The sequence below is a fragment of the Hamadaea sp. NPDC050747 genome, from assembly GCF_040654195.1.
Lineage (GTDB): Bacteria > Actinomycetota > Actinomycetes > Mycobacteriales > Micromonosporaceae > Hamadaea.
In genome coordinates this window covers 1-23,880 of sequence record NZ_JBFAHM010000019.1, presented here as the reverse complement: position 1 = coordinate 23,880, position 23,880 = coordinate 1, and the positions used below count along the sequence as shown (strand labels likewise).

General features: G+C 68.8%; 23 protein-coding genes, 1 tRNA gene and 1 pseudogene. 15 read left to right on the top strand and 10 right to left on the bottom strand.

All coding sequences use genetic code 11. The features are described 5' to 3' along the window. Positions 1-221: 221 nt before the first annotated feature. From AB0H43_RS35490 to npdG, 3 genes are all read left to right on the top strand, one after another. Positions 222-866 carry a hypothetical protein gene (locus AB0H43_RS35490; protein WP_360006975.1) on the top strand — a complete coding sequence of 215 codons (645 nt, stop codon included), beginning with the start codon at positions 222-224 and terminating at the stop codon, positions 864-866. A gap of 86 nt (positions 867-952) precedes the next feature. Beyond that, positions 953-2,338, top strand: a complete 1,386-nt coding sequence (locus tag AB0H43_RS35485) for an RNB domain-containing ribonuclease (protein ID WP_360006973.1) — start codon at positions 953-955, stop codon at positions 2,336-2,338. A gap of 126 nt (positions 2,339-2,464) precedes the next feature. Then, positions 2,465-3,157, top strand: a complete 693-nt coding sequence (npdG, locus tag AB0H43_RS35480; protein WP_360006970.1) for an NADPH-dependent F420 reductase — start codon at positions 2,465-2,467, stop codon at positions 3,155-3,157. A gap of 53 nt (positions 3,158-3,210) precedes the next feature. Here the strand turns inward: npdG and panB are convergent, their stop codons facing one another. Beyond that, positions 3,211-4,047 carry a 3-methyl-2-oxobutanoate hydroxymethyltransferase gene (panB, locus tag AB0H43_RS35475; protein ID WP_360006967.1) on the bottom strand — a complete coding sequence of 279 codons (837 nt, stop codon included), beginning with the start codon at positions 4,045-4,047 and terminating at the stop codon, positions 3,211-3,213. A gap of 294 nt (positions 4,048-4,341) precedes the next feature. Here panB and ettA point away from each other — a divergent pair, with 294 nt between their 5' ends. From ettA to AB0H43_RS35455, 4 genes and pseudogenes are all read left to right on the top strand, one after another. Beyond that, positions 4,342-6,018, top strand: a complete 1,677-nt coding sequence (gene ettA / locus AB0H43_RS35470; RefSeq protein ID WP_360006964.1) for an energy-dependent translational throttle protein EttA — start codon at positions 4,342-4,344, stop codon at positions 6,016-6,018. 5 nt (positions 6,019-6,023) lie between these two features. Next, positions 6,024-6,434 (top strand): thioesterase family protein, encoded by a 411-nt coding sequence (locus tag AB0H43_RS35465; protein ID WP_360006961.1) that lies wholly within the window; start codon positions 6,024-6,026, stop codon positions 6,432-6,434. Continuing rightward, the gene (locus AB0H43_RS35460; protein ID WP_360006959.1) at positions 6,416-7,051 is read left to right on the top strand and encodes a hypothetical protein; all 636 of its coding nucleotides are present in this window, start codon (positions 6,416-6,418) and stop codon (positions 7,049-7,051) included. The genes AB0H43_RS35465 and AB0H43_RS35460 overlap by 19 nt, the downstream gene beginning before the upstream one ends. A 369-nt stretch (positions 7,052-7,420) precedes the next feature. Beyond that, positions 7,421-7,837 (top strand): annotated as a pseudogene (locus tag AB0H43_RS35455) (YbjN domain-containing protein); the annotation flags it as partial. 40 nt (positions 7,838-7,877) lie between these two features. On the opposite strand, the gene AB0H43_RS35450 reads toward AB0H43_RS35455, so the two are convergent. The 4 genes from AB0H43_RS35450 to AB0H43_RS35435 form a co-directional block, all read right to left on the bottom strand. After that, positions 7,878-9,116: a delta-60 repeat domain-containing protein gene (locus AB0H43_RS35450; protein WP_360006957.1), complete on the bottom strand. Its 1,239-nt coding sequence runs from the start codon at positions 9,114-9,116 to the stop codon at positions 7,878-7,880. 187 nt (positions 9,117-9,303) lie between these two features. Then, positions 9,304-9,684, bottom strand: a complete 381-nt coding sequence (locus tag AB0H43_RS35445; RefSeq protein WP_360007152.1) for a globin — start codon at positions 9,682-9,684, stop codon at positions 9,304-9,306. Between the two features lie 34 nt (positions 9,685-9,718). After that, positions 9,719-11,092, bottom strand: a complete 1,374-nt coding sequence (locus AB0H43_RS35440; protein WP_360006955.1) for an MFS transporter — start codon at positions 11,090-11,092, stop codon at positions 9,719-9,721. A gap of 109 nt (positions 11,093-11,201) precedes the next feature. After that, on the bottom strand, positions 11,202-12,245 hold the full coding sequence (locus AB0H43_RS35435; RefSeq protein WP_360006952.1) for a mechanosensitive ion channel domain-containing protein: 1,044 nt from the start codon (positions 12,243-12,245) through the stop codon (positions 11,202-11,204). Between the two features lie 198 nt (positions 12,246-12,443). Here AB0H43_RS35435 and AB0H43_RS35430 point away from each other — a divergent pair, with 198 nt between their 5' ends. After that, positions 12,444-12,965 carry an HNH endonuclease gene (locus AB0H43_RS35430; protein WP_360006949.1) on the top strand — a complete coding sequence of 174 codons (522 nt, stop codon included), beginning with the start codon at positions 12,444-12,446 and terminating at the stop codon, positions 12,963-12,965. 53 nt (positions 12,966-13,018) lie between these two features. Here the strand turns inward: AB0H43_RS35430 and AB0H43_RS35425 are convergent, their stop codons facing one another. Beyond that, positions 13,019-13,648, bottom strand: coding sequence for a class F sortase (locus AB0H43_RS35425; protein ID WP_360006946.1), 630 nt, complete (start codon positions 13,646-13,648; stop codon positions 13,019-13,021). Continuing rightward, positions 13,645-14,157: a hypothetical protein gene (locus tag AB0H43_RS35420; protein WP_360006944.1), complete on the bottom strand. Its 513-nt coding sequence runs from the start codon at positions 14,155-14,157 to the stop codon at positions 13,645-13,647. The genes AB0H43_RS35425 and AB0H43_RS35420 overlap by 4 nt, the downstream gene beginning before the upstream one ends. Positions 14,158-14,316: 159 nt before the next feature. Here AB0H43_RS35420 and AB0H43_RS35415 point away from each other — a divergent pair, with 159 nt between their 5' ends. Together AB0H43_RS35415 and AB0H43_RS35410 are read left to right on the top strand one after the other, a co-directional pair. Then, entirely contained in the window at positions 14,317-14,595 is a 279-nt protein-coding gene (locus AB0H43_RS35415; RefSeq protein ID WP_360006941.1) for a hypothetical protein, read from the top strand. Beyond that, positions 14,582-14,974, top strand: coding sequence for a DUF5130 family protein (locus tag AB0H43_RS35410; RefSeq protein WP_360006939.1), 393 nt, complete (start codon positions 14,582-14,584; stop codon positions 14,972-14,974). Before AB0H43_RS35415 ends, AB0H43_RS35410 begins: the two co-directional genes overlap by 14 nt. 119 nt (positions 14,975-15,093) lie before the next feature. On the opposite strand, the gene pepN is transcribed toward AB0H43_RS35410, so the two are convergent. Then, positions 15,094-17,646: an aminopeptidase N gene (pepN, locus tag AB0H43_RS35405; RefSeq protein WP_360007149.1), complete on the bottom strand. Its 2,553-nt coding sequence runs from the start codon at positions 17,644-17,646 to the stop codon at positions 15,094-15,096. A gap of 119 nt (positions 17,647-17,765) precedes the next feature. Here pepN and AB0H43_RS35400 point away from each other — a divergent pair, with 119 nt between their 5' ends. The 3 genes from AB0H43_RS35400 to AB0H43_RS35390 all read left to right on the top strand — a co-directional run bounded on the left by AB0H43_RS35400 (position 17,766) and on the right by AB0H43_RS35390 (position 19,409). Then, positions 17,766-18,023 (top strand): hypothetical protein, encoded by a 258-nt coding sequence (locus tag AB0H43_RS35400; RefSeq protein ID WP_360006936.1) that lies wholly within the window; start codon positions 17,766-17,768, stop codon positions 18,021-18,023. A 25-nt stretch (positions 18,024-18,048) separates the two neighbouring features. Continuing rightward, complete coding sequence (locus tag AB0H43_RS35395; RefSeq protein WP_360006933.1) at positions 18,049-19,254, top strand: DUF1015 family protein; 1,206 nt, start codon at positions 18,049-18,051, stop codon at positions 19,252-19,254. Positions 19,255-19,335: 81 nt separating this feature from the next. Then, positions 19,336-19,409 (top strand) — tRNA-Gly (locus tag AB0H43_RS35390). Positions 19,410-19,453: 44 nt separating this feature from the next. On the opposite strand, the gene AB0H43_RS35385 is transcribed toward AB0H43_RS35390, so the two are convergent. Together AB0H43_RS35385 and AB0H43_RS35380 are read right to left on the bottom strand one after the other, a co-directional pair. Beyond that, the gene (locus AB0H43_RS35385) at positions 19,454-20,587 is read right to left on the bottom strand and encodes an epoxide hydrolase (RefSeq protein ID WP_360006930.1); all 1,134 of its coding nucleotides are present in this window, start codon (positions 20,585-20,587) and stop codon (positions 19,454-19,456) included. A 134-nt stretch (positions 20,588-20,721) separates the two neighbouring features. After that, complete coding sequence (locus AB0H43_RS35380; RefSeq protein ID WP_360006927.1) at positions 20,722-21,780, bottom strand: glycoside hydrolase family 19 protein; 1,059 nt, start codon at positions 21,778-21,780, stop codon at positions 20,722-20,724. Positions 21,781-21,990: 210 nt separating this feature from the next. Between AB0H43_RS35380 and AB0H43_RS35375 the strand changes: the two genes are divergently transcribed. Both AB0H43_RS35375 and chvE read left to right on the top strand, forming a co-directional pair. Then, positions 21,991-22,386, top strand: a complete 396-nt coding sequence (locus tag AB0H43_RS35375) for a hypothetical protein (RefSeq protein WP_360006924.1) — start codon at positions 21,991-21,993, stop codon at positions 22,384-22,386. A 274-nt stretch (positions 22,387-22,660) separates the two neighbouring features. Continuing rightward, positions 22,661-23,785: a multiple monosaccharide ABC transporter substrate-binding protein gene (chvE, locus tag AB0H43_RS35370; RefSeq protein ID WP_360006921.1), complete on the top strand. Its 1,125-nt coding sequence runs from the start codon at positions 22,661-22,663 to the stop codon at positions 23,783-23,785. Positions 23,786-23,880 lie beyond the last annotated feature (95 nt).

The window sequence follows — 23,880 nt, the reverse complement described above, 5'->3', positions numbered from 1 at the left end:
CACAGCGCTTTTCACCGGGTACGCCGAATGGCGCGAGTCGTCATTCGGCTGTCCGTCCATCATCGCCGGAGAAAAGAATTCTCCGATTTTTCGCTGAAATACACACACATGGCCGAATTGCGATGCATAGTGACGTTGAGCAACAGCGGCAAAAGTGCCGAGGTTGCACAAACGTCCGCAGCGGGCGAAGGGCCTGTCGGACACATCCGTAAGGAGGAGAGATGGCCGAAGCTAAGAAGGCCACCCGACCGGCGGCGAAGAAGACCACCGCCAAGAAGACGGCGGCCAAGGCGCCGGCCGGCCGCGCCGCAGCGGTCAAGAAGTCCACGGCTGCGAAGAAGACGACCGCGGCGAAGAAGACGGCGGCGGCGGCGAAGAAGACGACCGCGGCGGCGAAGAAGACCACCGCGGCGGCGAAGAAGACGGCGTCGGCGGCGAAGAAGACCACCGCCAAGAAGACGATGGCCGCGAAGAAGACCACGGCGAAGCGCGTCACGGCGGCCGTGAAGAAGTCGACGCGTCCCGCGGCGAAGAAGACCACCGCGAAGAAGGCGGCGGCGAAGAAGACGACCCGTCCCGCGGCCAAGAAGACCACGGCCGCGAAGAAGACGACCGCCGCGGCGAAGAAGACGGCGGCGGCCGCGAAGAAGACCACCGCCGCCAAGAAGACGACGGCGAAGAAGACCACCGCGGCCAAGAAGGCCACGGCGAAGAAGACGACGGCCGCGAAGAAGACCACGCGTCCGGCGGCGAAGAAGACGACCGCGGCGAAGAAGACGACGCGTCCGGCGGCCAAGAAGACCACGGCCAAGAAGACGGCGGCGAAGAAGACGACCGCGAAGCGGACTACCTCGCGCATGCGCTGACGTCCGTCGGGCCGCCGGATGCACGGCCGGCGGCCCGAAGCATGTCTCGTCCCGCGTCGGGTGCACGGCACTGGTAGGAATGTGCCGTGGTCACCCGACGCGTTTTCGCTTCCGCCATCGACTTCGGGCCGCTGCGGGCGGAGCTTCACCTGCCGGCCTCGTTCCCGGCACCGGCCCAGGCCGAGGCGCAGGCCGCCGCGGCCGCGCCCAAACTGCCCGCGCTCGACCGGACCGACGTCGAGTTCGTCACCATCGACCCGCCCGGCTCGCGGGACCTCGACCAGGCGGTCCACCTCCGCCGCCGCGGTTCCGGCTTCCAGGTGTCGTACGCGATCGCCGACGTCCTGAGCGCGGTGCCCATCGGGGGCGCCCTGGAAGCCGAGACCTGGAAACGTGGGCAGACCGTCTACCTGCCCGACGGGAACGTCCCGCTGCATCCGGTGGTCCTGAGCGAAGGTGCGGCCAGCCTCCTGCCCGACCAGGAACGGGCCGCCGTGGTGTGGACGATCGACCTCGACTCCAGCGGGGTCACCGAGGGCGTACGCGTAGAGCGTGCGCGGGTCCGCAGCCGCGCCAAGCTCGCGTACGCGAATGTGCAGCGCGAGGTGGACCAGGGGAACCTCCCCGAACCGATCGCGCTGCTGCCCGAGATCGGCCGGTTGCTCGTCGAGCGGGGTCTCCAGCGCGGCGCGATCAACCTGCCGATGCCCGAGCAGGACGTCGTCGTGACGAAGTCGGGCTTCCGCCTCGAATTGCGCCCGCCACTGCCGGTCGAGGAGTGGAACGCGCAGATCTCGCTGCTCACCGGGATGGCGGCGGCGCAGTTGATGCTGCGGGGCGGGGTCGGCCTGCTGCGGACGATGCCCTATCCGGCGCCGGAGGCGCTCGCCAAACTGCGGACGGCCGCGGCCGGCCTCGGGATCGACTGGCCCGACGGGGTGAGCGTCGGCCGGATTCTCGCCGGACTCGACCCGAAGAACCCCCGGGCGGCCGCCTTCATCGACCAGACGGCAGAAACCCTGCGCGGCGCGGGCTACACCGCGTTCGACGGCGTACGCCCGGAGCAGACCGACCACGGCGGCGTCGCCGGGGCGTACGCCCACGTGACGGCCCCGCTGCGCCGCCTGGCCGACCGGTACGCCACCGAGGCCGCCCTCGCCGTCTTCGAAGGCCGCCCGGTGCCCGACGACATCCGGGCGGCGCTGCCGAAGCTGCCCGAGGTGATGACGGAGACCGGCCGGATCGCCTCCGCCGCCGATCGGGGTGCGATCGACCTGGCCGAAGCGCTGCTGCTCAAGGATCGGATCGGCGAGGTCTTCGACGCCGCCGTGGTCGACGACGACCAGATCGCGCTCGACGAGCCGCCGGTCCGCGCCCGCTGCACCGGTGACTTGAAGCCGGGGGAGCGGGTGCGGGCTCGGCTCACCGACGCCGACCCGGTCAAGCGGCTGATCCGCTTCGCCGCCGCCTGACTCGCGTGATCATTGCGTCAGCCATGCTGTTTCAACGGACAATTCGCCGCCCGAAACAGCATGGGTGACGCAATGATCAGCGATCGCGCTGGAGTGGGGCAGATACTCGCCGGTAGGGTCGGACGCATGGCTCTCGACGCGATCTCCCTGCCCGACGTCTCCGGTCTGACGGTCGGCATCCTCGGCGGCACCGGTGACCAGGGGCGGGGGTTGGCGTACCGGCTCGCGCGGGCGGGCCAGCGGATCGTGATCGGCTCCCGGTCGGCCGAGCGGGCGAGTGCGGCCGCGGCCGAGATCGCCGCGCTGGCCGGCGAGCCGGCCGACGTCACGGGCGCCGACAACGCCGCCGTCGCCGCCGAGTCGGACATCGTGATCGTGGCCGTGCCGTGGGACGGCCACGGCGACCTGCTGGCGTCGCTGCGTGAGCCGCTGACCGGCAAGCTCGTCGTGGACTGCGTGAACCCGCTCGGCTTCGACAAGCACGGGCCGTACGCGCTGCGCGTACCGGAGGGGAGTGCGGCCGAGCAGGCGGCGGCGCTGTTGCCCGACTCCACCGTGTGCGCCGCCTTCCACCACGTGAGCGCCGCGTTGCTGGCCGATCCCGAGGTCGCCGAGATGCAGCTCGACGTGCTCGTGCTCGGGGAGGAGCGGGAGAAGGTGGCCGTCGTGCAGGCGCTCGCGAATCGCATTCCGGGCATGCGCGGCGTGTACGCCGGACGCCTGCGCAATGCGCATCAGGTGGAGGCGTTCACCGCCAATCTGATCGCCATCAACAAGCGCTACAAGTCGCACGCCGGAATTCGCGTCACCGACGTATGAGAAAGCGGCCGTCCCCGCAGGACGGCCGCTTTCCTCGCGCGATCGGAAGAGAATTAGAAAGTGTGTTCGGACGCGGGGAACACTCCGCCCCGGACCTCTTCGGCGTACTGCTTGACCGCGTCGGTCAGCACGGTGTTGAGGTCGGCGTACCGCTTGACGAAGCGCGGCGCCGGTCCGGTGCGCAGCCCGGCCATGTCCTGCCAGACCAGCACCTGGCCGTCGCAGTCAGGCCCGGCTCCGATCCCGATCGTGGGGATGTCCAGTTCGTGGGTGACCTGCTTGGCGACCTCGCCCGGGACCATCTCCAGGACGACGGAGAAGGCGCCCGCCTCGGCGACGGCGCGGGCGTCGGCCAGGATCTGCTCGGCCGCGTCCCCGCGCCCCTGTACGCGATAACCGCCGAGCACGTGTTCGCTCTGCGGGGTGAACCCGATGTGGGCCATGACCGGTACGCCGGCCTGCGTGAGCGCCTCGATCGCGGCGGCACTGCGCCGCCCGCCTTCGAGCTTGACGGCGTGGCAGCCGCCCTCCTTGAGGAACCGTACGCCGGTGCGCAGCGCCTGGGCCGGGCCCTCCTCGTAGGAGCCGAACGGCAGGTCGCCGACGACGAGGGCGCGCTTGGTCGCCCGCGTCACCGCGCGTACCAGGGGGAGCAGTTCGTCGACGGTCACGGGCAGCGTGGTCTCGTAGCCGAAGACGTTGTTCGCGGCCGAGTCGCCGACCAGCAGCACGGGGATGCCGGCGGTGTCGAAGAGCGCGGCGGTGTACTGGTCGTAGGAGGTGAGCATGGCCCACTTCTCCCCGCGTTCCTTCGCCAGCAGCAGGTCGCGGGTGCGTACGCGTTTGGTGGCCGGCCCGCCGTAGAGCGACGGGATTTCTGCTTGGGACATCGGCGTCTCCATGGGTGTGTCTCGAGGCCGCGAGGTGCGGTCCCCGGATGAGGTGATCGTCCCACTTTGCGCAGCACCGCGGTTAACCTTCGTGCAACATCTCACAGCCGCCCCGCCGCTCTGGTACGCGCTGGATCAGGGTTCTCGGTCGAATCATGGGCCTTGATTCGACCGAGAACCCTGATCCAGCGCCCAAAGGCGCGCTGAGCGAACAGCCCCGCGGGCGGGAGGTGCGCGGCGCGTGGAAAGATTGACGCCGACATCCGATCCGATACCCAGGGGGTTGGCCCGACCGTGGCTCAGTTCATCTACGTGCTGGAGAAGGCGCGCAAGGCGCACGGCGACAAGGTCGTTCTCGACAACGTCACGCTGAACTTCCTGCCCGGGGCCAAGATCGGTGTCGTCGGCCCGAACGGCGCGGGTAAGTCGAGTCTCCTCAAGATCATGGCCGGCCTGGACACGCCCAGCAACGGCGAGGCCCGCCTCATGCCCGGCTACACCGTCGGCATGGTGGCCCAGGAGCCCCGGCTGGACGAGTCCAAGACCGTCCTGGAGAACATCGAGCTGGCGGTGGCCGACACCAAGGCCAAGATCGCCCGGTTCAACGAGATCGCCGAGCTGATGGCGACCGACTACTCCGACGAGCTGATGGACGAGATGGGCCGGCTCCAGGAGGAGCTGGACCACGCCGACGCCTGGGACCTGGACTCGAAGCTCGAGCAGGCGATGGACGCGCTGCGCTGCCCGCCGGCCGACGCCGTCGTCGGCCCGCTGTCGGGTGGTGAGAAGCGCCGGGTCGCACTCTGCAAGCTGCTGCTGGAGGCGCCCGACCTGCTGCTGCTCGACGAGCCCACCAACCACCTCGACGCCGAGAGCGTGAACTGGCTGGAGCAGCACCTCGCGAAGTACCCGGGCACGGTCATCGCGATCACCCACGACCGGTACTTCCTGGACAACGTCGCGCAGTGGATCCTCGAGCTCGACCGCGGCCGCACCTACCCCTACGAGGGCAACTACTCCACCTACCTGGAGAAGAAGGCCGCCCGCCTCGCCGTCGAGGGCCGCAAGGACGCCAAGATGAAGAAGCGGCTCGAGAGCGAACTGGAGTGGGTCCGCTCCAACGCGAAGGCCCGCCAGACGAAGTCCCGCGCCCGGCTTGACCGCTACGAGGAGATGGCGGCCGAGGCGGAGAAGACCCGCAAGCTGGACTTCGAGGAGATCCAGATCCCGCCGGGCCCGCGCCTGGGCAACACCGTCATCGAGGTCAAGGACCTGGTCAAGGGGTTCGGCGACCGCGTGCTCATCGACGGTCTGTCGTTCTCGCTCCCGCGTAACGGCATCGTCGGCATCATCGGCCCGAACGGCGTCGGCAAGACCACGCTCTTCAAGACGATCGTCGGGGTCGAGCAGCCGGACAGCGGGACGGTGCGGGTCGGCGAGACGGTGTCGCTGTCCTACGTGGACCAGAACCGGGCCGGCCTCCAGAGCAGCAAGACGGTCTGGGAGGTCGTCTCCGACGGGCTCGACCACCTGATGGTCGGCAAGGTCGAGATGCCCTCGCGGGCCTACGTCGCCGCATTCGGCTTCAAGGGCCCGGACCAGCAGAAGCCGGTCAACGTCCTGTCCGGCGGCGAGCGGAACCGGCTCAACCTGGCGCTGACCCTCAAGATCGGCGGCAACGTGCTGCTGCTCGACGAGCCGACCAACGACCTCGACGTCGAGACCCTCTCCAGCCTGGAGAACGCGCTGCTGGACTTCCCCGGCTGCGCCGTCGTCATCTCCCACGACCGGATGTTCCTCGACCGGGTCGCCACGCACATCCTCGCCTGGGAGGGCGACGACGAGGACGAGGCGCAGTGGTTCTGGTTCGAGGGCAACTTCGAGGCGTACGAGAAGAACAAGGTCGACCGGCTCGGCGCGGAGGCGGCTCGCCCGCACCGGGTGACCCACCGCAAGCTCACCCGGGACTGACCTCCTTGAGTAAGCGGTTCGTCTACCACGTCAGCCTCCGCTGGTCCGACCTGGACGCCTACGGGCACGTCAACAACGCGCGCTTCCTCACCCTCTACGAGGAGGCGCGGGTGGCGATGATGTTCGTGGGCGCCCGGTCGGCCGGGCTGTCGACCTTCGAGGAAGGCATCGTCGTCTCCCGGCACGAGGTCGACTACCTGCGGCCGGTGGACTACGGCGATCCCGTCCGGATCGAGATGTGGATCGACGAGCTGCGGCCGTCCCGGTTCACCGTCTGCTATGAGCTGTTCGACGGCGACGTGCTGGCCAGCCGGGCGCGCTCGATCCTGGTCCCGTTCGACCTGGACAAGGGCCGCCCGCGCCGGCTTTCCGATTCCGAGCAGGAGTTCCTGCGGCCGTGGATCTCCGCTTCCTAGCCCGGCTCGCCCGGTTCGACGCCCAGGCCCTGGTCCGCATCCGGCCGGCCGGGCCGAACCAGATCGCCCTTTGGGGCACCCTGCCGTGGGGTGTGCTGGTCACGCGTACCACTCAGGGCTTCATCTCGGCGGACCGCACGTTCGCGGTGGCCGAGCTGCTCGCGGGCGCCGAGCACCCGCGCGTGCGCGACAGCGAGTGGCGGTGGGCACTGCCGTCGGCGGCCGCCGAGTCCGTCGAGGTCCTGCCTGCCCAAGTGGTACGCGACATCGCCCGAGCGGCGGCGGAGACCCTGCGCCAGGCGTCCACCGACGGCGTCGGCGGTCAAGCCGTCGGGTCTCGGCGGTTGCGGGACGCGTTGCTCGACCACGTCGCGGTGACGGTCACCGTCGACGCCGCCGACTGGTCCGGCCGGCCGATCGAGGTGCCGCAACGGTTGGTGCAGGCGGTCACGCGGATGGGAATGCTCGACGACGAGGACGTCGATCCGGCGACCCGTGACGTGACCGTGACGGCCGACGGGGTCGATGTGCTGGTGTCCGGTCCGTGGATCGGGTTGTCCGCCGCGGGGGGCATCGCTTGGTATCGGCCGTCCGCGCCGACGTTGCGCCCCTTGTGAACGCTGTCGCGCCGACGCTCCGTTCCTCGCCAGCCCTTGCGTGACTACGTTGCACCATCGGCCATTCGGCCCATCATCGCTGAACCGAACGGATCGTGGATGCGGTTGGGGGGCTGCCAGAACTCGTACTTCCAGGTAACGTTCAGCCTCGGGATCACACGCAAGGTAACCGTTCGGATCCATAGAGGAGCGCGAGCAATGCCGTGGTGGTCAGTTGCGTCATGGTTTACACCAAGTCGTTCGTTGCGCCATCACACGGGGGATCACGAGACGTCGTTGCGGTCAGCCGCATGCGCCGATCTCGGCCGGACCGCATTCGCCGTCCCGGATGACCTGTCCACGCTCGATCTCGGGCCGGCACCGGGCGCCGTCGCTCCGGTGACGCTTTCCCGGATCGCGACGGCGTTAAACCTCCTCGATGTGCGATATCTCTCCGACGGTTTCGGCAACCTCCTGGCGATGTGGGAGCGGCATGCGCTTCTCTACACAATGGAGGGTCCGGACGACGAGATCCTGGTGATCCGGGCCCGGCCGCACGCCACCGTCCCGCTCGACTTCGCCGATCGGGCGTACCGGGCGGTCAACGAGTGGAACCACGTCAACCGGTTCGCCAAGGCGTACGTGGGGGATCCGACCGACGGCGGGCAACTGCCGATCTACGCCGAGACCCAGGTGCCGTTGAACGCCGGGGCGCACGACGCCCTACTCGTCGAACTGGTCGAGTGTGGAGCTTCGGTGGCCACCGAGTTCGTCGACTGGCTGCACTCGGAGGCCGCCCTCATCTAGCGCGTCGGAAAGACCCGGCTGCCGCCCCGGCCACCCACCCCTAAACCGGAGGAAAGAGTCCTATCCGGCCGTGGTACTCGTGGCCCAGCTGGTCGGTGTCCGAGCCGACGAGCAACCCCTGGGGGCATACGACGAACGCGCGGAGTCCCTCGCCCCGGCTGCGGGTCGGATTCCACGACATCGCCTTACCCGAACCGGGATCGATCGCGGCGATGCCCGGCCGGCTCACCGCGCCGAACCCGGCGTCCTCGTGGCCGTAAGGGTTGTCCAGCCAGCGCTGATGCCCGCCGACGTAGACCGCGGTGCCGGTCACGGCGACGGCGTACAGCGAGTCGCCGCCGGTGTGGTTGACCCAGGTGGGCTTGTGGCTGCCCGAGGAATAGGTCTCGAACCGGGCGGCGGTGTCGCACAAGAGATCGGGCGCCGACATCCGGCCGGTGGTCACGATGACGAAGTACTCGCCGTCGGGAGAGAAGTCGACGTCACGCATGTAGGTGTCGAACTGCCGACGGCACCGCGGGTTGTACGCGTCGGTGCTCCAGTCGGCCAACCGCACCGCCGGCCGGGAGATGTCCAGCAACGCCACCTGTACGCGTTTCTGCCCGAGCGCCTGGGTCAACGCGCCGATGACGGCCAGCCGGTCACCGGCCGGACTGACGGCCAGACCCTCGACCTTCGCGCGGCCGATCTCGGGCGCCTGCAGCTTCGCGTCGAAAGACCGGTCCAGCGCGCCCGTACGCGCGTCGATCCGGGCCAGTGCCTTCCGGGAGACGTCGTCGGCATAGCCGAACCAGCCGCCCACGTACGCCCACGGGCCGCGGACGACGATGGCCCGCACATCCCCGTCGACCCAGGCGTCGAAGCCGGCCGACGGCCGTCCGGTGGCCAGGTCCAGCCGGGCGAGGCCGGGATTGGTGACGCCGTCCACCTGATCGAAGTCGCCGCCGACGAGGACGCTCCCGTCCGGCCCGGGAGCCAGCGCCCACACCGGCCCGTCGAGATCGGCCCGCAACGGCAGTACGCGCCCCGACGTGAGGCTGAACGCCATGAGGTTCCAGCGTTCGTAGTCGGTCTTGCCGTCGGCGCTGCTGACCTCGCTGAAGTCACCGCCGACCACGGCGACGTCGCCGACGACCGTCATCGCGTGCACCGCGCCGTCGCGGATGTGCGGCGTCCAGTCGACCGGATCGGTCGCCACGACCGGCTGGAAGTCCGCGCCCTCGGCGGGCGAGAAGCTCGAACCGGTCAGTAATACAAGAATTGCGGCAGAACTGAGCAACAGCCGACGACCCATGACATACGTAACGAGCCAGGGTGATGGTGCGAAGCGTGCGCCGGTGGCTCAAGCATTCACCACGCTGTGCTAGCCGCTTCATGGTGAACGCTTGAGCCGAAGAGCGTGGCTCAAGCATTCACCATGCTGTGTTAGCCGCTTCATGGTGAACGCTTGAGCCGAAGAGCGTGGCTCAAGCGTTCACCATGAAGAATGCCGCCCGCTCCAGGTAGTCCCAGAGGGTCTGCTCCAACTCCGGCTCCAGGCCGAGCGAGTCGACCGCGACGCGCATGTGCTTGAGCCAGGCGTCCCGGGCCTCCGCGTCCACCGTGTAGGGCGCGTGCCGCATGCGAAGCCGCGGGTGCCCGCGCTCCTCGGAGTACGTCGTCGGCCCGCCCCAGTACTGCATGAGGAACTTCGTGAGCCGGTCGCGAGCCGGTCCGAGATCTTCCTCCGGGTACATGGGGCGCAGCAGCGGGTCGTCGGCGACCCCGGCGTAGAAGGCGTCCACCAGCTTCCGGAAGGTCGGCTCGCCGCCGAACTGTTCGTACAGGCTGACCGTCACGCCCTCAATCTTGCCAGGCGACGCGCCGGACGGCACATCAAGATCAGGCGGCGGCGACGGGCTGCGCGGTGGTCGGCTTCGGGGCCGCCTCGGCGAGCGCCCGGTCGAACAGCTCCCGGCTGGGCCAGGTCACCGCGACGGTGATGATGAGGATGAGACCGAGAACACTCCACAGCCCGATCGCGGTCGGCACCTGCAGGCGCCAGTTGGAGAGCATGCCGGCCGCGATGATGCCGCCGCCCTGGCACAGCTGGAGGCCCATCTGCATGACGCCGAAGGCGCGCGCCCGATAGCCCTCCGGGAGCACCCGGACGAACAGCGCGTTCGCCGTCGGCAGCATGCCCGCGGCGAAGAACCCGCAGAGCGCCGACATCACGCACACACCCAGAAGACCGGGCTGCAGCAACGACGGGATGAGCACCGCCGGAATGGCCAAGGAGAAGGGCAGCAGCAGCCGACGCCGCCGGACCGGGGTGAGCGCCCGAGTCAGGATCAGCGCGCCGAGGGCGGCGCCGACCGGTGACGACATCATGATCAGGCCCTGCCAGAGGCCCCGATTGGCCGGGGTGACCCCGTCCAGTTGATTGGCCCATGCCGCGCCCAGGCCCTCGGGGACGGTGGTGAACAGCATGGCGCTGAAGACCAGCAGGGCGATCGACCGCATCGTGGTGGAGCCGAACACCATCCGGAAGCCTTCCCCGGTCTCCCGGATCAGGTGGTGCTCCCCGGAGACGACGATCGGCGGGCGGGTCCGTACCCAGAGGGTCAGCAGGATCGCCGAGGCGCCGAAGGTGGCCGCGTCGAAGACCAGCGCGCCCCGAGGGCTGACCGCCGCCAGCAGGCCGCCGACGAGGTATCCGCCCACCTGGGCCATCTGCCCGGCGGTGAGGTTCAGCGCGGTGCCGACGGGCAACTGGTCGCCAGGCAGGATCTGCGGCAGCAGCGCCGACCGGGCCGCCTGCGCCGGCGGGCTGGCCAGCGAGGCCAGGAACAGCAGCACCAGCATGCCCCAGAGCGGCATCCCCGGGACGGCGACCAGCGCCACCAGGCCCATCCGGGCCACGTCGCACACGATCATCACGTTGCGGTACGCGTACCGCTCGGCGAGGGTGGCCAGCACCGGTCCGGCGATCAGCCACGGGGCGTAACTCAGCGCGAAGGCGACCGCCGAGAGCCCCGGCGACCCCGTCTGGCTGAAGACGAGCGCAGTGATCGCCGCTTTGGCGAAGTAGTCCCCGACGAGGGAGAGCATGTTCGCCGTGAAGACCGTCCGATATTCGCCGCCGGCCAGCACCTCGCGATAAGTCGCTGAGCGTTCATCCTGTGCGGGTGCTTTCCGCGCGCCATCCTCGGGGGTGGTCCGGGACACCGTGGAGCCTCCAGTTTTCGCGAACGGCGGTGCATATGGGTCGGTCACCGCGTCGCAATATGGGCGACGAACGACGTTCCTGTGGTGCTACGTGTCCCGATTCTGCCCGAATAGCTGAGGCTTGGCTAGTCCCCACGGATGACGCCTAGGTAGCCACCTATACCGGAGCCGGACCGCGTACGCCGTTCTCCGCGTCGCTCGGAGTGCTCTGCCGCAGACCGCGCGACGCGGCGATGGTGGCGGCGATGCCGGAGCTCTCCAGCGCCTCGGTCATCCGGCGGCGAAGCTCGCGCAGGACCCGGGCATGCGTGTCGTTCGTCGTCTTCGCGATCACACGGACGGTCGCGCCGTCGACGGTGACCGACTCGATCCCCGCCACCTCCGGCGGCTCCAGGAAGTCGTCGGCGTACGCCGGGTCGTCGGCGAACCGTTCCAGCGCCGTACGCAGGACGCTCACCGCCTCGTCCACGCCGGCGAAGCCGATCGGCAGGTCGACGATGGCCACGGCGTGGCCCTGGCTCTTGTTGCCCACGCGGATGATCTCGCCGTTGCGGACATACCAGACGACGCCCTGGCCGTCCCGGATCGTGATGGTACGCAGCCCGACCGCCTCGACGACGCCGACGACGTCGCCCACGTCGACCGTGTCGCCGACGCCGTACTGGTCCTCCAGCAGCATGAACAATCCGGCGATGAGGTCCTTGACCAGCGACTGCGCGCCGAAGCCGAGCGCGGCGCCGACGATGCCGAGGCCCGCGACCAACGGGGTGAGGTTGATGCCCAGCTCGGCCAGGACCATCAGCCCGGCGATGGAGAAGACGGTGACCGTCACGAAGCTGCGGAGCACCGAGCCGATCGCGGCTGCCCGCTGCCGCCGCCGTTCGGGGAACAACGTGGTCGGCTCGGCCAGCGCGCTCGGCAGCTTCTCCCGCAGTGGGCGCAGGATCGTGGGGATCTTGCCCTCGCCTGCCCGCTCGGTCATCCGCGTGATCGTCCGGTGCAGGACCGCCCGGAGGATCAGGGCCAGCACCACGATCAGCACGATGCGAGCCGGTTTGATCACCCACAGGCTCGCCTCGGCCACCTTCGCGTTCTTGAACCAGTCGTAGAACTGCATGCAGGCGCTGTCGCCGTCGCAGTCGACCGTGGGCGTCGGGGAGGGGGTGGCATCGGCGAGGAATTGAAGGAGTAGCGCGGTCACGAGACGTTAGTACAGCACGGCCTGCTGGGAAGGCCAGTCCGCCGGTAATTTCCGGCATTTCCGACGCGTTGGGCTACATGACGGTGAATTCTTCGCTGGAAGTCGAAAAAGGTCGTGCGTTTACCACATCCGTCGGTCACGATTGTCACAGGCCCCCCGTTCGGGGGAAACGAGGACGGCGCGAGAAGGGTGACGGCGATGCCTGACATACGACACACGAGAAGCTCAGCAGCATTGGTCCTGAACGCGACTTATGAGCCCTTGTGTGTCGTCACTGTTCGACGCGCCGCGATCCTGATCCTGTCCGGTAAAGCCGTCTGCGTGGCCGACGGCGACGGTGTGCTGCACAGCACTCGCCGCGACCTGCCGATCCCTTTGGTGATAAGGCTCCAGCGCTACGTGCGCGTGCCGTACCGGACGCATGTCGGCCTCTCCCGCCGGGCGATCTTCGCCCGGGACGGCGGCCGCTGCGTCTACTGCCTCGGCCCGGCCGAGACGATCGACCACGTGATGCCCAAGTCCAAGGGCGGCGGCCACCACTGGGAGAACGTCGTCGCGGCCTGCGCCAAGTGCAACCACTCCAAAGGCGACAAGACGCTGGCCGAGCTGGGCTGGCGACTGCCCGCTCAGCCTGCCGCCCCGAGGGGCGCCGCGTGGCGGGTGCTCGGGCACCGCGCTCCCGACCCTCGGTGGGAGGAGTGGCTGGCCCCGGCGCTCTGACAGGCCAACCCGACCGACGAACCAGGGGTACGCCGTTGTGCGTATCCCTGGTTTCATGCTTTGTGGACCTCGACGAGCGAGGCGAAGACGATCACATTGCTCGCGTAGCCGAGATCCCCGCCGACCCACGACCCGCCGCAGGTGATGAGCCGCAGGCCGGGCCGGGAGTAGTCGGTGTAGACCCGCTTGGCCGGCAAGTCGGACTTGCGGAAGGTCTCGACCGAATTGACCTCGAAGACCGCGACGTTCCGATCTCGCCGGGTGATCTCGATGCGCGCGCCGGCCTTCAGATCGTCGAGGTTGTGGAAGACGGCCGGGCGGTCATGGGTGTCGACGTGGCCGACCAGAATGGCCGGGCCGTACTGACCGGGGCTCGGCCCCTCGGTGAACCACCCGGCCTCGTTCGTGAGCGAGAGCGAGGGAACGGCGATGGCGCCGTCCCGGTCCCGGCCGACGCCGTGCACGCTCGCCCGGACGCCGATCGACGGGATGACGATGCGCGTCGGCCGGCTCGGCCCGAGCACGGGAAACTCGCCCGGTGGCGCCTTCGTGCCCGAGCCGAACAACTTCGGCAACGAGAACGCGCCGGTGGCCTGGCCCAGCCCGACGCCCGCGCAGAAGATCCCCGCGAGCACGAGCAGACCGGCCAGCCATCCCGTCCACCGGCCGGTCCGGCGGCTCACAGCTGGACTTCGCGCCGCCGGCGGGCCGTCCAGAAGGCCAGCGCCCCGCCGGCCGCGACCGCGGCGAGGCCACCCGCGAGCAGAGCCGTTCCGCCGCCACCGTGGTGAGCAAGATAACCACCACCGGTGTTCGGGCCCTTGGTCGGCGTGGACGAGGCGCTGATCACCCAGACGGTCGTGGTCGCAGTGCTGCCGCTAGCGCAGGTCAGCTTGACCGAGTACCCGGCCGGCTTCTTGTCCGACGGGATGGTCGCGGATCCGATGAGGAACCCCTTCTCGGGGGTCATGGTGACCGTGCCGAACGCGGTGGACGTGGCCTTCGCCTGGTTCGGGTTCGCGCCGCAGCTGCCACGCAGCGCCACCTGGTATCCGGCCAGGATGGTCGACGGGTTCACCTCGATGAAGACGGTGTCGGCGTGGGCCGGCGTGGCCGGTCCCAACAGGAGCGTCGCGGCTCCGGCGAGCAGCGTGGCGCCCCCCACGGCAAGGCGGGACAGAACAGCCCTCATGGCGATTCCTCTCGTATGTCCTGCTCGTCATCCTTACAGAGATTGCTGCCCGCTTTACGAGATTGGCGGTATTTCTCGGCGTACCCCGCCACGCTGGGTGATCGCCGGTAGGTTTAGCTTTAGGAGGTCATTTAACTCGCTCTCTGGGGGGCGTTGATCTTGGATATTGCGCAGACCGTTCTCACCTTCGTCGTGGCGCCACTCGCCGTGATCCTGGTGGTCGCGGCTCTCGTGTACGCGGGCGGCGGCAAGGGCCGCGCCAAGCGCTACCGGCCGGGCCGGTCCTTCGACTCGGCGCCGGTCTGGTTCACCTCCTCGGCCCACTCGTCCGGCTCCGCCGAAGGCACGCAGGCGGCGCTGCCTGCGGCCCGTGCCGAGCTGACCCCGGCCGCGGCATCGGCACCTGGCGTGACGGGAGGCGCAAGTGACCGCTGGTGAGCACACCCAGACCCCGCCCAACGAAGGTCCGTTCACGACCCGGCAACTGCTCCGCCTCGACGAGGCGCTGCGGCAGGCCGACGAGACGACCGGCCTATCGTTCAGCGTCTACTGCGGACGGCTCGACGAGCCCGTCCGGGAAGCGGCCGAGAAGCTGCACAGCCAGCTCGCCGAGCCGAGCCGCTCGGTGCTGCTGGCGGCCTCGCCGGAGCAGCGTCAGCTCGAGATCGTGACCGGTGAGGTGGCCCGCAAGCGGCTGCACGACCGGGACTGCAAGCTCGCCGCGTTCTCCATGGCCGCCGCGTTCAACGGCGGCGACCTCGCGGGCGGCTTCATCAGCGGACTCGCGATGCTCGTGAACCTCGCCGGCCGCTCCTGACCTGTCTACGCGAAAGAGGGCCCCTCGGGGCCCTCTTTCGTTTGCGCTGGATCAGGGATGTCGGTCGAATCTTGGGCGAAGATTCGACCGAGATCCCTGATCTGCTGAGAACGAAACGGTCAGCCGGCGGCGGTGTCGCACGCCCGAGCGGCCAGCGCCCGCTCGACGGAGTCCTTGCCCTCGGCCACGAGCCGCCGCAGCGGCGCCGGGTGCCCCTCCTGCGCCAGCCACGCCTCGGTGGCCGCCACCGTCTCCGGGCTGACCTGCATCGCCGGGTATCCGAGGACGAGGAACTCCTGAGCCGGCTCGCTGTCGCGCTTGGCCCAGATCTCCGCCGCCACGTCCAGGTACTTCTGGGCGTACGGCTTGGTCAGGTCGACCTGAGTGGAGTGCTGGAAGCCGAGCAGCAGCGCCCGGGACCGCCAGTTCGCCGGCTCGGCGTCCCCGGTCAGCTCGGCCCAGACCTCGGCCTTCACCGCCGGATCCGGCTGGAGTGCGTACGCCGTCGCCGACTCCTTGTCACCGCTGGCCGTCTGGTCGGCGGCGTGCTCGTTCTGGATGTCGTCGCCGGTGAGTACGCCGAGCGCGGAGAGCGCCTGGACGAGCTGCCAGCGCAGCTCACCGGTGATGGACACCCCTTCCGGTACGCCGTCGCCGGCCAGCCAGCCCTTCAGGACCTCGATCTCGGCCGGCTGCCGGGCCGCGCCGATGAACGTACGCGCCCAGATGAGCTGCGTACCGCTGCCCGCCGGGGCGGAGGCGATGACTTCGCGAGCCGTCGCGGCCAGCTGCGCCCAGCCTTCGGGGGCCCACGCCGGGTCGGCGTAGAACGTCAGCGCCGTCCGCAGCTGGTTGAGTGTCGCGGTGATGAGCGAGGAGTCGGTCTCGACCGGTAGACCGGAGACGACCTGGGTGAGGTAGTCCCGGGCGGGCAGCTCGGCGTCGCGGACCATGTCCCAGGTGGCCGTCCAGCACAACGCCCGGGTCAGCGAGGACTCGAGGCCGCCGATGTGGTTGACGACGGTCTCCAGGGACCGCTCGTCCAACCGCAGCTTCAGGTAGGAGTAGTCGCCTTCGTTGAGCACGAGGACGTCGGCCGCGCGTACGCCGGCCAACGGGGAAATCGTCGTCGATGCCCCGGTGACGTCCACCTCGAGCACGTCCCGGCGGACGAGCTTCCCGCCGTCGGCCAGGTCGTAGAGGCCGACCCCGATCCGGTGCGTACGCAGAACGGGGTGGCTGTCCGGCGCGGACTGCCGCACGACGACCGACTCGTAGGTGCCGTCGGCGGCCACGGTGACGACCGGGGTCAGGGTGTTGACCTGGGCCGTCTTGAGCCACTGGTCGGCGAAGTCGGTGAGTTCCCGGCCCGACGCCGTCTCCAGCTCGGTGAGCAGATCGGTGAACGTGGCGTTCGACCAGGCGTGCTTGGCGAAGTACGCCCGCAGGCCGGTCACGAACGCGTCGATCCCGACGTACGCCACGAGCTGCTTGATGACCGAGGCGCCCTTGGCGTACGTGATGCCGTCGAAGTTGACCTCGACCGCGGCGACGTCGGGCATCTCGCAGTAGACCGGGTGGGTCGACGACATCTGGTCCTGGCGGTAGCCCCAGTTCTTGCGGATCGACAGGAACGTCGTCCAGGCGTCCACGAACCGGGTGTTCTCGGAGTTGGCCCAGTGCGAGGCCCACTCGGCGAACGACTCGTTCAGCCACAGGTCGTCCCACCAGCGCATGGTGACCAGGTCGCCGAACCACATGTGCGCCATCTCGTGCAGGATCGTGTTGGCGCGCTGCTCCTTCTCGTAGTCAGTGACGGCCGACCGGAAGATGAACCACGTCTCGGCGTTGGTGATGCAGCCGAAGTTCTCCATCGCACCGGCGTTGAACTCCGGGACGATCAGCTGGTCGTACTTCGGCAGCGGGTACCGGACGCCGAACTGCTGGTGGAAGAAGTCGAAGCCCTGCTTGGTGATCAGGAAGATGTCGTCCGGGTCGAGGTACTGCGCCATGCTCTGGCGGCAGAAGATGCCGAGGTCGATGCCGTCGTGCTCATCGCGTACCTCGTGGTAGGGGCCGGCGCAGAGCGCGGTCACGTAGGTGCTCATCTTGGCCGACTCGGCGAAGTGCACGACCTGCGCGCCGACGTCGGTCTTCTCGACCCGCTCGACGACCGAGTTGGAGACGACCTTCCAATGTGCCGGAGCGGTCACGTGCCAGGTGTAGGTCGCCTTGAGGTCGGGCTGGTCGAAGCACGCGTACGCCTTCTGGGCGTCCTGCGTCTCGAACTGGCTGTACAGGTAGACCTCCTTGTCGACCGGGTCCACCGCGCGGTGGAGACCCTGGCCGGAGGTCGAGTAGTCGAAGTCGGCGTCGACGACGAGCCGGTTCTGGGCGGCGAGACCCGGCAGGATCAGGCCGGTGCTGTCGGACCAGCCGGAGACGTCGACCGGCGCGCCGTTGAGCGTCGCGCTGCGGACCGAGCGGGCGGCGACCTCGATGAAGGTCTGCGCGCCGGGCTCGGCACAGTCGAAGACGACCTCGGTGACCGTACGGAAGGTGCCGTCCCCGGGATTGCCGGAGCCGTCGGTGAGGTCGATCGTGATGTCGTACGTGCCCACCGTCAGCAGACGGGCTCGCTCGACCGCCTCCGCCTGGGTGAGGTTGCGCACTCCTGCCACGGGGGCAACTCCTTGTCGAATCAGTGGTACGCGGGTAAGCACCCACGGTTACTTGGACCCTAACACCGGCATCCGGTGGCCAACGGGGCCCTGAAGTCGTTGAGCAGTACATGGCTGAAAACAACGCCGCGCCCTGGACTCTGCGAGTCCACCCGGCCGAGGTGGCCGCCTGCCGCGGCACGATCCAGTTCGACGTCCGCCCCGGCCGGTGGGCCGATCCCGAGCTGGCTGACCTCGTCGCTCCGCCGATCGTCGTCCGCGCCCACACTCCGAACGGCCGCCACCGCGCGACCGAGGTCCTGACCCAGCGCATCCCGCATTACGTGCCCACGTGGCGAGACCTCGCCGGGGCGCTCGCCCCGGCTTGAGCCCGGAGCGGTATTTTCGAGCACCATGACGGTTGTGCACCCGATCTCCCGCGCCTGGCTCGCCACCCCCTCCGGCCGCACCGGAGCGCAGAACTACGACGAGTTCGCCGACGACGCCGAGATCACCGCGATCATCGAGGCCGACCCGGCCAGCGCGCTGGCGATCGAGATGCCCCACCTCGCCCCGGAGTCGCTGGGCAGCAGCTTCAGTGACGCGCTGCCGGCCGCGCGGAGCCGTCTCACCGCCCTCCAGGAGTCCGGCGCGCTCAGCCCGGCCGACGAGGTGGTGGTCGTCTACCGGATCACCGCCCCCGACGGCGCCGTCGGCTACGGCCTGTGGGCGATGGTCGACACCGACCAGATCTCCACCAGCGCCGAGGAACCCGGCCTGGTCATCCGCAACGAAGACGTCTTCCTCGCCAAGGTCAAGGAGCGGGTCGCCCTGTTCCAGGCCATCGGCCACCTGCTCAGCCCGGTCCTGCTCCTCCAGACCGGCCGCGGCGACGACCTGCACGCCGCGCTCGCCGCGGCCGTCGCGGACCTCGGTCCGTCCGTCGCGAGCGACGTGGACCCCGCTGGGCGTATCCACGAGATCTGGCCGGTGAGCGCGACCGACCCCCTGGCCGCGACCCTCGCGGACCTCGCGGGCGGCGGCGAGCTGGTCGTGGCGGACGGCAACCACCGGTCCCTCGCGGCCCAGGTCGGCGAACTGCCGCGGTTCCTCGCGGTCGTGACCACCCCGGCCTCCGTGGCCATCCAGCCCTACAACCGCCTGCTCGCCGACCTCCCGCTCCCACCGAACGAGCTGGTCGCGACCCTCGAGAAGACCGGCGCCACGGTCACCGCGCTCACCGGCCCGGTCACCGTCCCGGCCACTCGCGGCACCATCCACTTGTACGCCCAAAGCGGCCACTGGAGCATCGTCCTGCCCCCGTCGGCCGGGGTGCCCGACGTGGAGAACCTCGACCACGCGCTGGTCGAGCGGCTGGTCTTCAGCGAGGCGCTGGCCCTCGACCCCGGCGACAAGCGGATCACCTACGTCGGCGGCGACTATCCGGCCGACTGGCTCGCCGGCGAAGTCGACGCGGGCCGGGCCGCCCTCGCGATCCTGATCGCCCCCGTGACCGTCGACGACTTCGTCGCCGTGAACCTCGGCCGGGAGAAGCTGCCGCGCAAGTCCACCTGGTTCACCCCCAAGGCGCGAGCCGGCCTCGTCACCGCCGCCCTCTAGCGCCCGGCGGCGGGATATCCCTGGGACGCCCGGTTCTGCGTCATGTAGTATTCGCTGGGCGCTTCCCTCGGGGTGCGCCATGCGGGCGTAGCTCAATGGTAGAGCCTCAGTCTTCCAAACTGATTACGGGAGTTCGATTCTCCTCGCCCGCTCCACATGTGAGGCCCAGGTCAGTGACCTGGGCCTCATCGCGTCTCTGTCAGCGCGCGGCGACGAACTCGCGAATGTCACCGACGTAGAGGTCGGTCGCCTCGTGGGCGGCGTAGTGGCCGCCGGCGTTGCGCGGACCGCCCTTCGGGAGCCCGGCGTCGTACTTGCGCCAGTGGACGACGTTCGCGTGGTCGCGCTCGACGAGCGGGCGGATCGACTGGAAGTCGCCGGCGAAGATGGCCACGCCCAGCGGTGCGGTCGTCGGACCGTCCGGCTTCTCGTCGGCGTGGGCGTCTTCGTAGTAGAAGCGGATCGCCGAGCCGGAGGTGCCGGTCAGCCAGTAGATCGCGGTGTTGGCGATGACGAAGTCCGCGTCGAGCGACTCGCCCATGAGCTGGGCGTTCCAGGCGAGCAGCCCCACCGGGGAGTCGGCCAGCGCGAACGCGAGGGTCTGCGGCTGCTGCGAGTGCAGGGTGTTGAACGAGAACATGTTCTCGTAGAACCACTGCAGGTGCTGGAGGGCGGCGTAGTCCTCCGGGCCGAACGTCGCGAACTCGGCCGCGTCGCCGGACGGGAACGAGAACGCCTGCGTGACGTGGACGCCGATCACCTTGTCAGGCGCGATGCGGCCCATCTCGGGCGCGATCATCGAACCGGCGTCGTTGCCCGCCGCGACGTAGCGGGCGTATCCGAGGCGGTCCATCAGCTCGACCCAGGCTCGCGTGGTCCGGAAGCGGTTCCAGCCCGCCGATCGCGTCGGGCCGGAGAAGCCGAAGCCGGGCAGCGATGGGATCACCAGGTGGAAGGCGGGGACCGAGTCGTCGGCCGGGTTCGTCAGCGGCTCGATGACGTCCAGGAACTCGACGATGGATCCCGGCCAGCCGTGCGTGAGGATCATCGGCGTCGCGTCCTCGCGCGGGGAGCGTACGTGCAGGAAGTGGATGTCCTCCCCGTCGATCTCGGTCACGAACTGCGGGTACGCGTTCAGCCGAGCCTCCAGTGCCCGCCAGTCGAACGCCGTCCGCCAGTGCTCGACGAGGGTGCGTACGCGGTTGTCGGTCATGCCGTAGGAGCCGTCGGCGTCCGGCAGCTCGTTCGGCCAGATGATCCGGTCGAGGCGGGCGGCGAGGTCGTCCAGCTGCGCCTGCGGGACGTCGATGCGGAAGGGGCGGATCGCGGTCATGTCTGCCTCCACGTGGAGCGGAATTTTTCGTTCCGTTCAAGCATAGCAGAACGGAACGATCCGTTCCAGCAAGAGGTCGCAGGTTTCTGACCGAAGCGAGGTGGGCCGCCGAAGAACTCCGGCGGCCCGAACTCCTAGCAGTAGAGGTTGGCGCCCGCGGTCGTTCCGAGGATCTGGACGAACTGCTGGTACGCGGTGACGCGGCTCTGCACCTGGCCGGGGTTGCCGCCGTTGCATTCGAGTGAGCCGTTGATGCTGCGGATGGTCTCGCCGAAGCCCGCTCCCGTGACCATGGCGTTGTGCGGCGTCATGGTCCCCGGCCCGGTCTGGGTGTTCCAGTACCAGAGCGCCGTACGCCAGGCGACCGCGGCGTCGGTCTCGACGAGCCACGGGTTGGTGAGCAGCGGGAGGCCGAGCGCGTCCCCGGCGGCCTTGTAGTTGAAGTTCCAACTCAGCTGGATCGGGCCGCGGCCGTAGTAGTTCGCCGCGCCGGCCGGGCAGCCGTACGGCTGGCTCAGGTCGCAATATGTGCCCCGGTTGATCTCCGTGATGTAGACGAGTCCACCGGTCTCATGGCTGACGTTGGCGAGGAACGCCGCGGCTTCCTGACGGCGTACGGTGTCGGTGCCCGTCGTGGCGAACGCCGGGTAGGAGCTGAGCGCCGCGACGAGCCCCTGGTAGGTGTAGAAGCCGTTGCGGCTCGGGAACATCTGAGTGAACTGGGCCTCGGTGACGACGAAGCCGCCCGGGTTCGTCGGCGGGGGAGTAGTGCCACCGCCGCTGCACGCGTACGGGTCCCAGTACCAGGTGCTGATCGTCGGGTCGTAGCCCGGATTGCCGTGTTCGGCGATGTAGTAGTTGCCGTTGGTGTAGCGGACGATGGCGCCGGTGTCGTACCACGTGCCCGCCGTCCAATTCGGATACGTGCAGGTGCCCGGCGACGGCGTCGATCCGCCGCATGTTCCCTGATCGGCCCAGACGTCGGCGGCGCCGGGGGTTTCGTTCTGCGTCCACCACTTCGCCCGCCAGTTGTGGCCGTTGTAGGAGGCGGTCATCCCGCCGGTGTAGACCGCTGACGACTGCCACGGCGTAACGCAGTCCGCTGCCGTGGCCGGGCCGGCGGGCAGCATCGCCACCACCGCGCCGGCGATTGTGATCATGAGTGTCGCCGCCAAGACGCGTACGCGCGACATCGAGGCTCCTTCCCGCAGGGATATATCAATGCGCATACGTTACATGCTTTTAGCAAAGTGTCCTAACAGTTCTTGGCGCGAAGTACGGCTGAAGCGGCGTCTGCGGGCCTATGTCACCAATTAGTGGCCGATGTGAGGAATGACAGGACGCGCATCCCGTCGTTGACCGATGGTTCCCCTGGATGAAGCTCATCCCAGATCGGAGGAACCATGTCCAGAAGAGTTCGTCGGCTCGCGACGGTCGCGATGGGGGCGGCCGTGCTCCTTCTCGCCGCAGGCCCGGCGTACGCCCATGAATGCGTGAACGCCAGCAAGAAGAACCAGGCAGCCGGAGTGCAGGTCGTCGTCAGCGCGGACACCGGGGAGGTCGTGTGGGTGTCGAACGGGCTCCAGCATCGCATCGACCAGGGTCTGGTCAACCCCGACACCGGCGAGGGCTTCTCCGGTCTGCTCGGCTTCGACCTCAACGGCGACGCCGTGGCCGACGTGAGCACCTTCATCGTCGGGCCGGAGATGGAGATTCCGGAGCAGGCGCAGTTCAACGGACCGGCCTGTCGCGGAATCACGAATATCGAGATCTTCTTCAGTCAGTGCGTGTCCTTCTGAGGCCGGTCGAGGCGGCCATTTCGTGAGCTGTCCCGGCGAAGAGCCCGGGTCCGGCACGGCGCCGGACCCGGGCTCATTTCGTTCCGGGCGGCCTGTCTGTCGTCGGCGAGCCTTGGAGGACCGGCCTCGTAACCCAACCGTTACCGAATTCCCGTTGACCGTGAACCAGGTCACGGCAAAAGATGTGAGCGTTAACAACCCCCTTCTACCTCTGGAAACCTCTCCCACCGCCCACAAATGTGAGCGTTAACATCCCCCGTTCCTGAGGAGTGCCATGAAGATCGCGAAGCTGGCTGTCGCAGCGGCCGGCCTGCTCGTCGCAGCGGGCCTGGCGGCCTGCGGCGACACCACGAAGACGGTCGACCAGCAGTCGAGCGGCGGCGCCGCCGGTGCGCTGGTCGGCGTCACGATGCCCACCAAGTCCTCGGAGCGGTGGATCCACGACGGCGAGAACCTCAAGAGCCAGCTCGAGGCGCTCGGCTACAAGGTGGACCTCCAGTACGCCGAGAACGACATCCCGACGCAGGTCAACCAGATCGAGAACCAGATCACCAAGGGTGCGAAACTGCTGATCGTCGCGTCGATCGACGGCACCGCGCTGACCACGCAGTTGCAGGAGGCGGCCGACAAGAAGATCCCGGTGATCGCGTACGACCGGCTCATCCGCAAGTCGCCGAACGTGGACTACTACGCCACCTTCGACAACTACAAGGTCGGCGTACAGCAGGCGACCTCGCTGCTCGTCGGACTGGGCCTGAAGAAGCAGGACGGCACCGACGGCACCGCCAAGGGCCCGTTCAACATCGAGCTGTTCGCCGGGTCGCCGGACGACAACAACGCCACGTTCTTCTTCAACGGCGCGATGGACACCCTCAAGCCGTACATCGACAAGGGCACGCTGGTCGTGAAGAGCGGCGAGACCGACTTCAAGACGGTCGCGATCCTGCGCTGGGACCCGGCGACGGCCCAGCGGCGCATGGAGGACCTGCTCACCAAGACCTACTCGAAGGGCGCGAAGGTCCAGGGCGTGCTGTCGCCCTACGACGGTCTCTCCATCGGCATCCTGTCGGCGCTGAAGAGCAACGGCTACGGCACCGCCGGGCAGGCGTACCCGATCGTCACCGGTCAGGACGCCGAGGTGGCCTCGGTGAAGTCGATCATCGCCGGTGAGCAGTACGCGACGATCTACAAGGACACCCGCGAACTGGCGAAGGTCACGGTCAAGATGGCCGACGCGGTCCTCAAGGGCGGCAAGCCCGAGGTCAACAACACCAAGGACTACGACAACGGCGTGAAGGTCGTCCCGTCCTACCTGCTCGAGCCGGTGGTGGTCTACAAGGACAACTACCAGAAGGCGCTCATCGACACCGGCTACTACACGGCCGACCAGCTCAAGTAGCACCGGTGTTCTTGTCGCGCCACGTCGCCAGGCCGTACGCGGACCGCTGATCGTTGACCTCGTCCAGATCGGCCGAGAAGACCAGCGGCGCTCCG

Bases quoted from the DNA above. Each gene is read 5' to 3' on its own strand.
- AB0H43_RS35420 (WP_360006944.1), bottom strand. From the start codon at position 14,157: ATGAGGGCTGTTCTGTCCCGCCTTGCCGTGGGGGGCGCCACGCTGCTC.
- AB0H43_RS35400 (WP_360006936.1), top strand. From the start codon at position 17,766: ATGGCTGAAAACAACGCCGCGCCCTGGACTCTGCGAGTCCACCCGGCC.
- AB0H43_RS35385 (WP_360006930.1), bottom strand. From the start codon at position 20,587: ATGACCGCGATCCGCCCCTTCCGCATCGACGTCCCGCAGGCGCAGCTG.
- AB0H43_RS35395 (WP_360006933.1), top strand. From the start codon at position 18,049: ATGACGGTTGTGCACCCGATCTCCCGCGCCTGGCTCGCCACCCCCTCC.
- chvE (WP_360006921.1), top strand. From the start codon at position 22,661: ATGAAGATCGCGAAGCTGGCTGTCGCAGCGGCCGGCCTGCTCGTCGCA.
- AB0H43_RS35380 (WP_360006927.1), bottom strand. From the start codon at position 21,780: ATGTCGCGCGTACGCGTCTTGGCGGCGACACTCATGATCACAATCGCC.
- panB (WP_360006967.1), bottom strand. From the start codon at position 4,047: ATGTCCCAAGCAGAAATCCCGTCGCTCTACGGCGGGCCGGCCACCAAA.
- npdG (WP_360006970.1), top strand. From the start codon at position 2,465: ATGGCTCTCGACGCGATCTCCCTGCCCGACGTCTCCGGTCTGACGGTC.
- AB0H43_RS35490 (WP_360006975.1), top strand. From the start codon at position 222: ATGGCCGAAGCTAAGAAGGCCACCCGACCGGCGGCGAAGAAGACCACC.
- AB0H43_RS35430 (WP_360006949.1), top strand. From the start codon at position 12,444: ATGCCTGACATACGACACACGAGAAGCTCAGCAGCATTGGTCCTGAAC.
- AB0H43_RS35375 (WP_360006924.1), top strand. From the start codon at position 21,991: ATGTCCAGAAGAGTTCGTCGGCTCGCGACGGTCGCGATGGGGGCGGCC.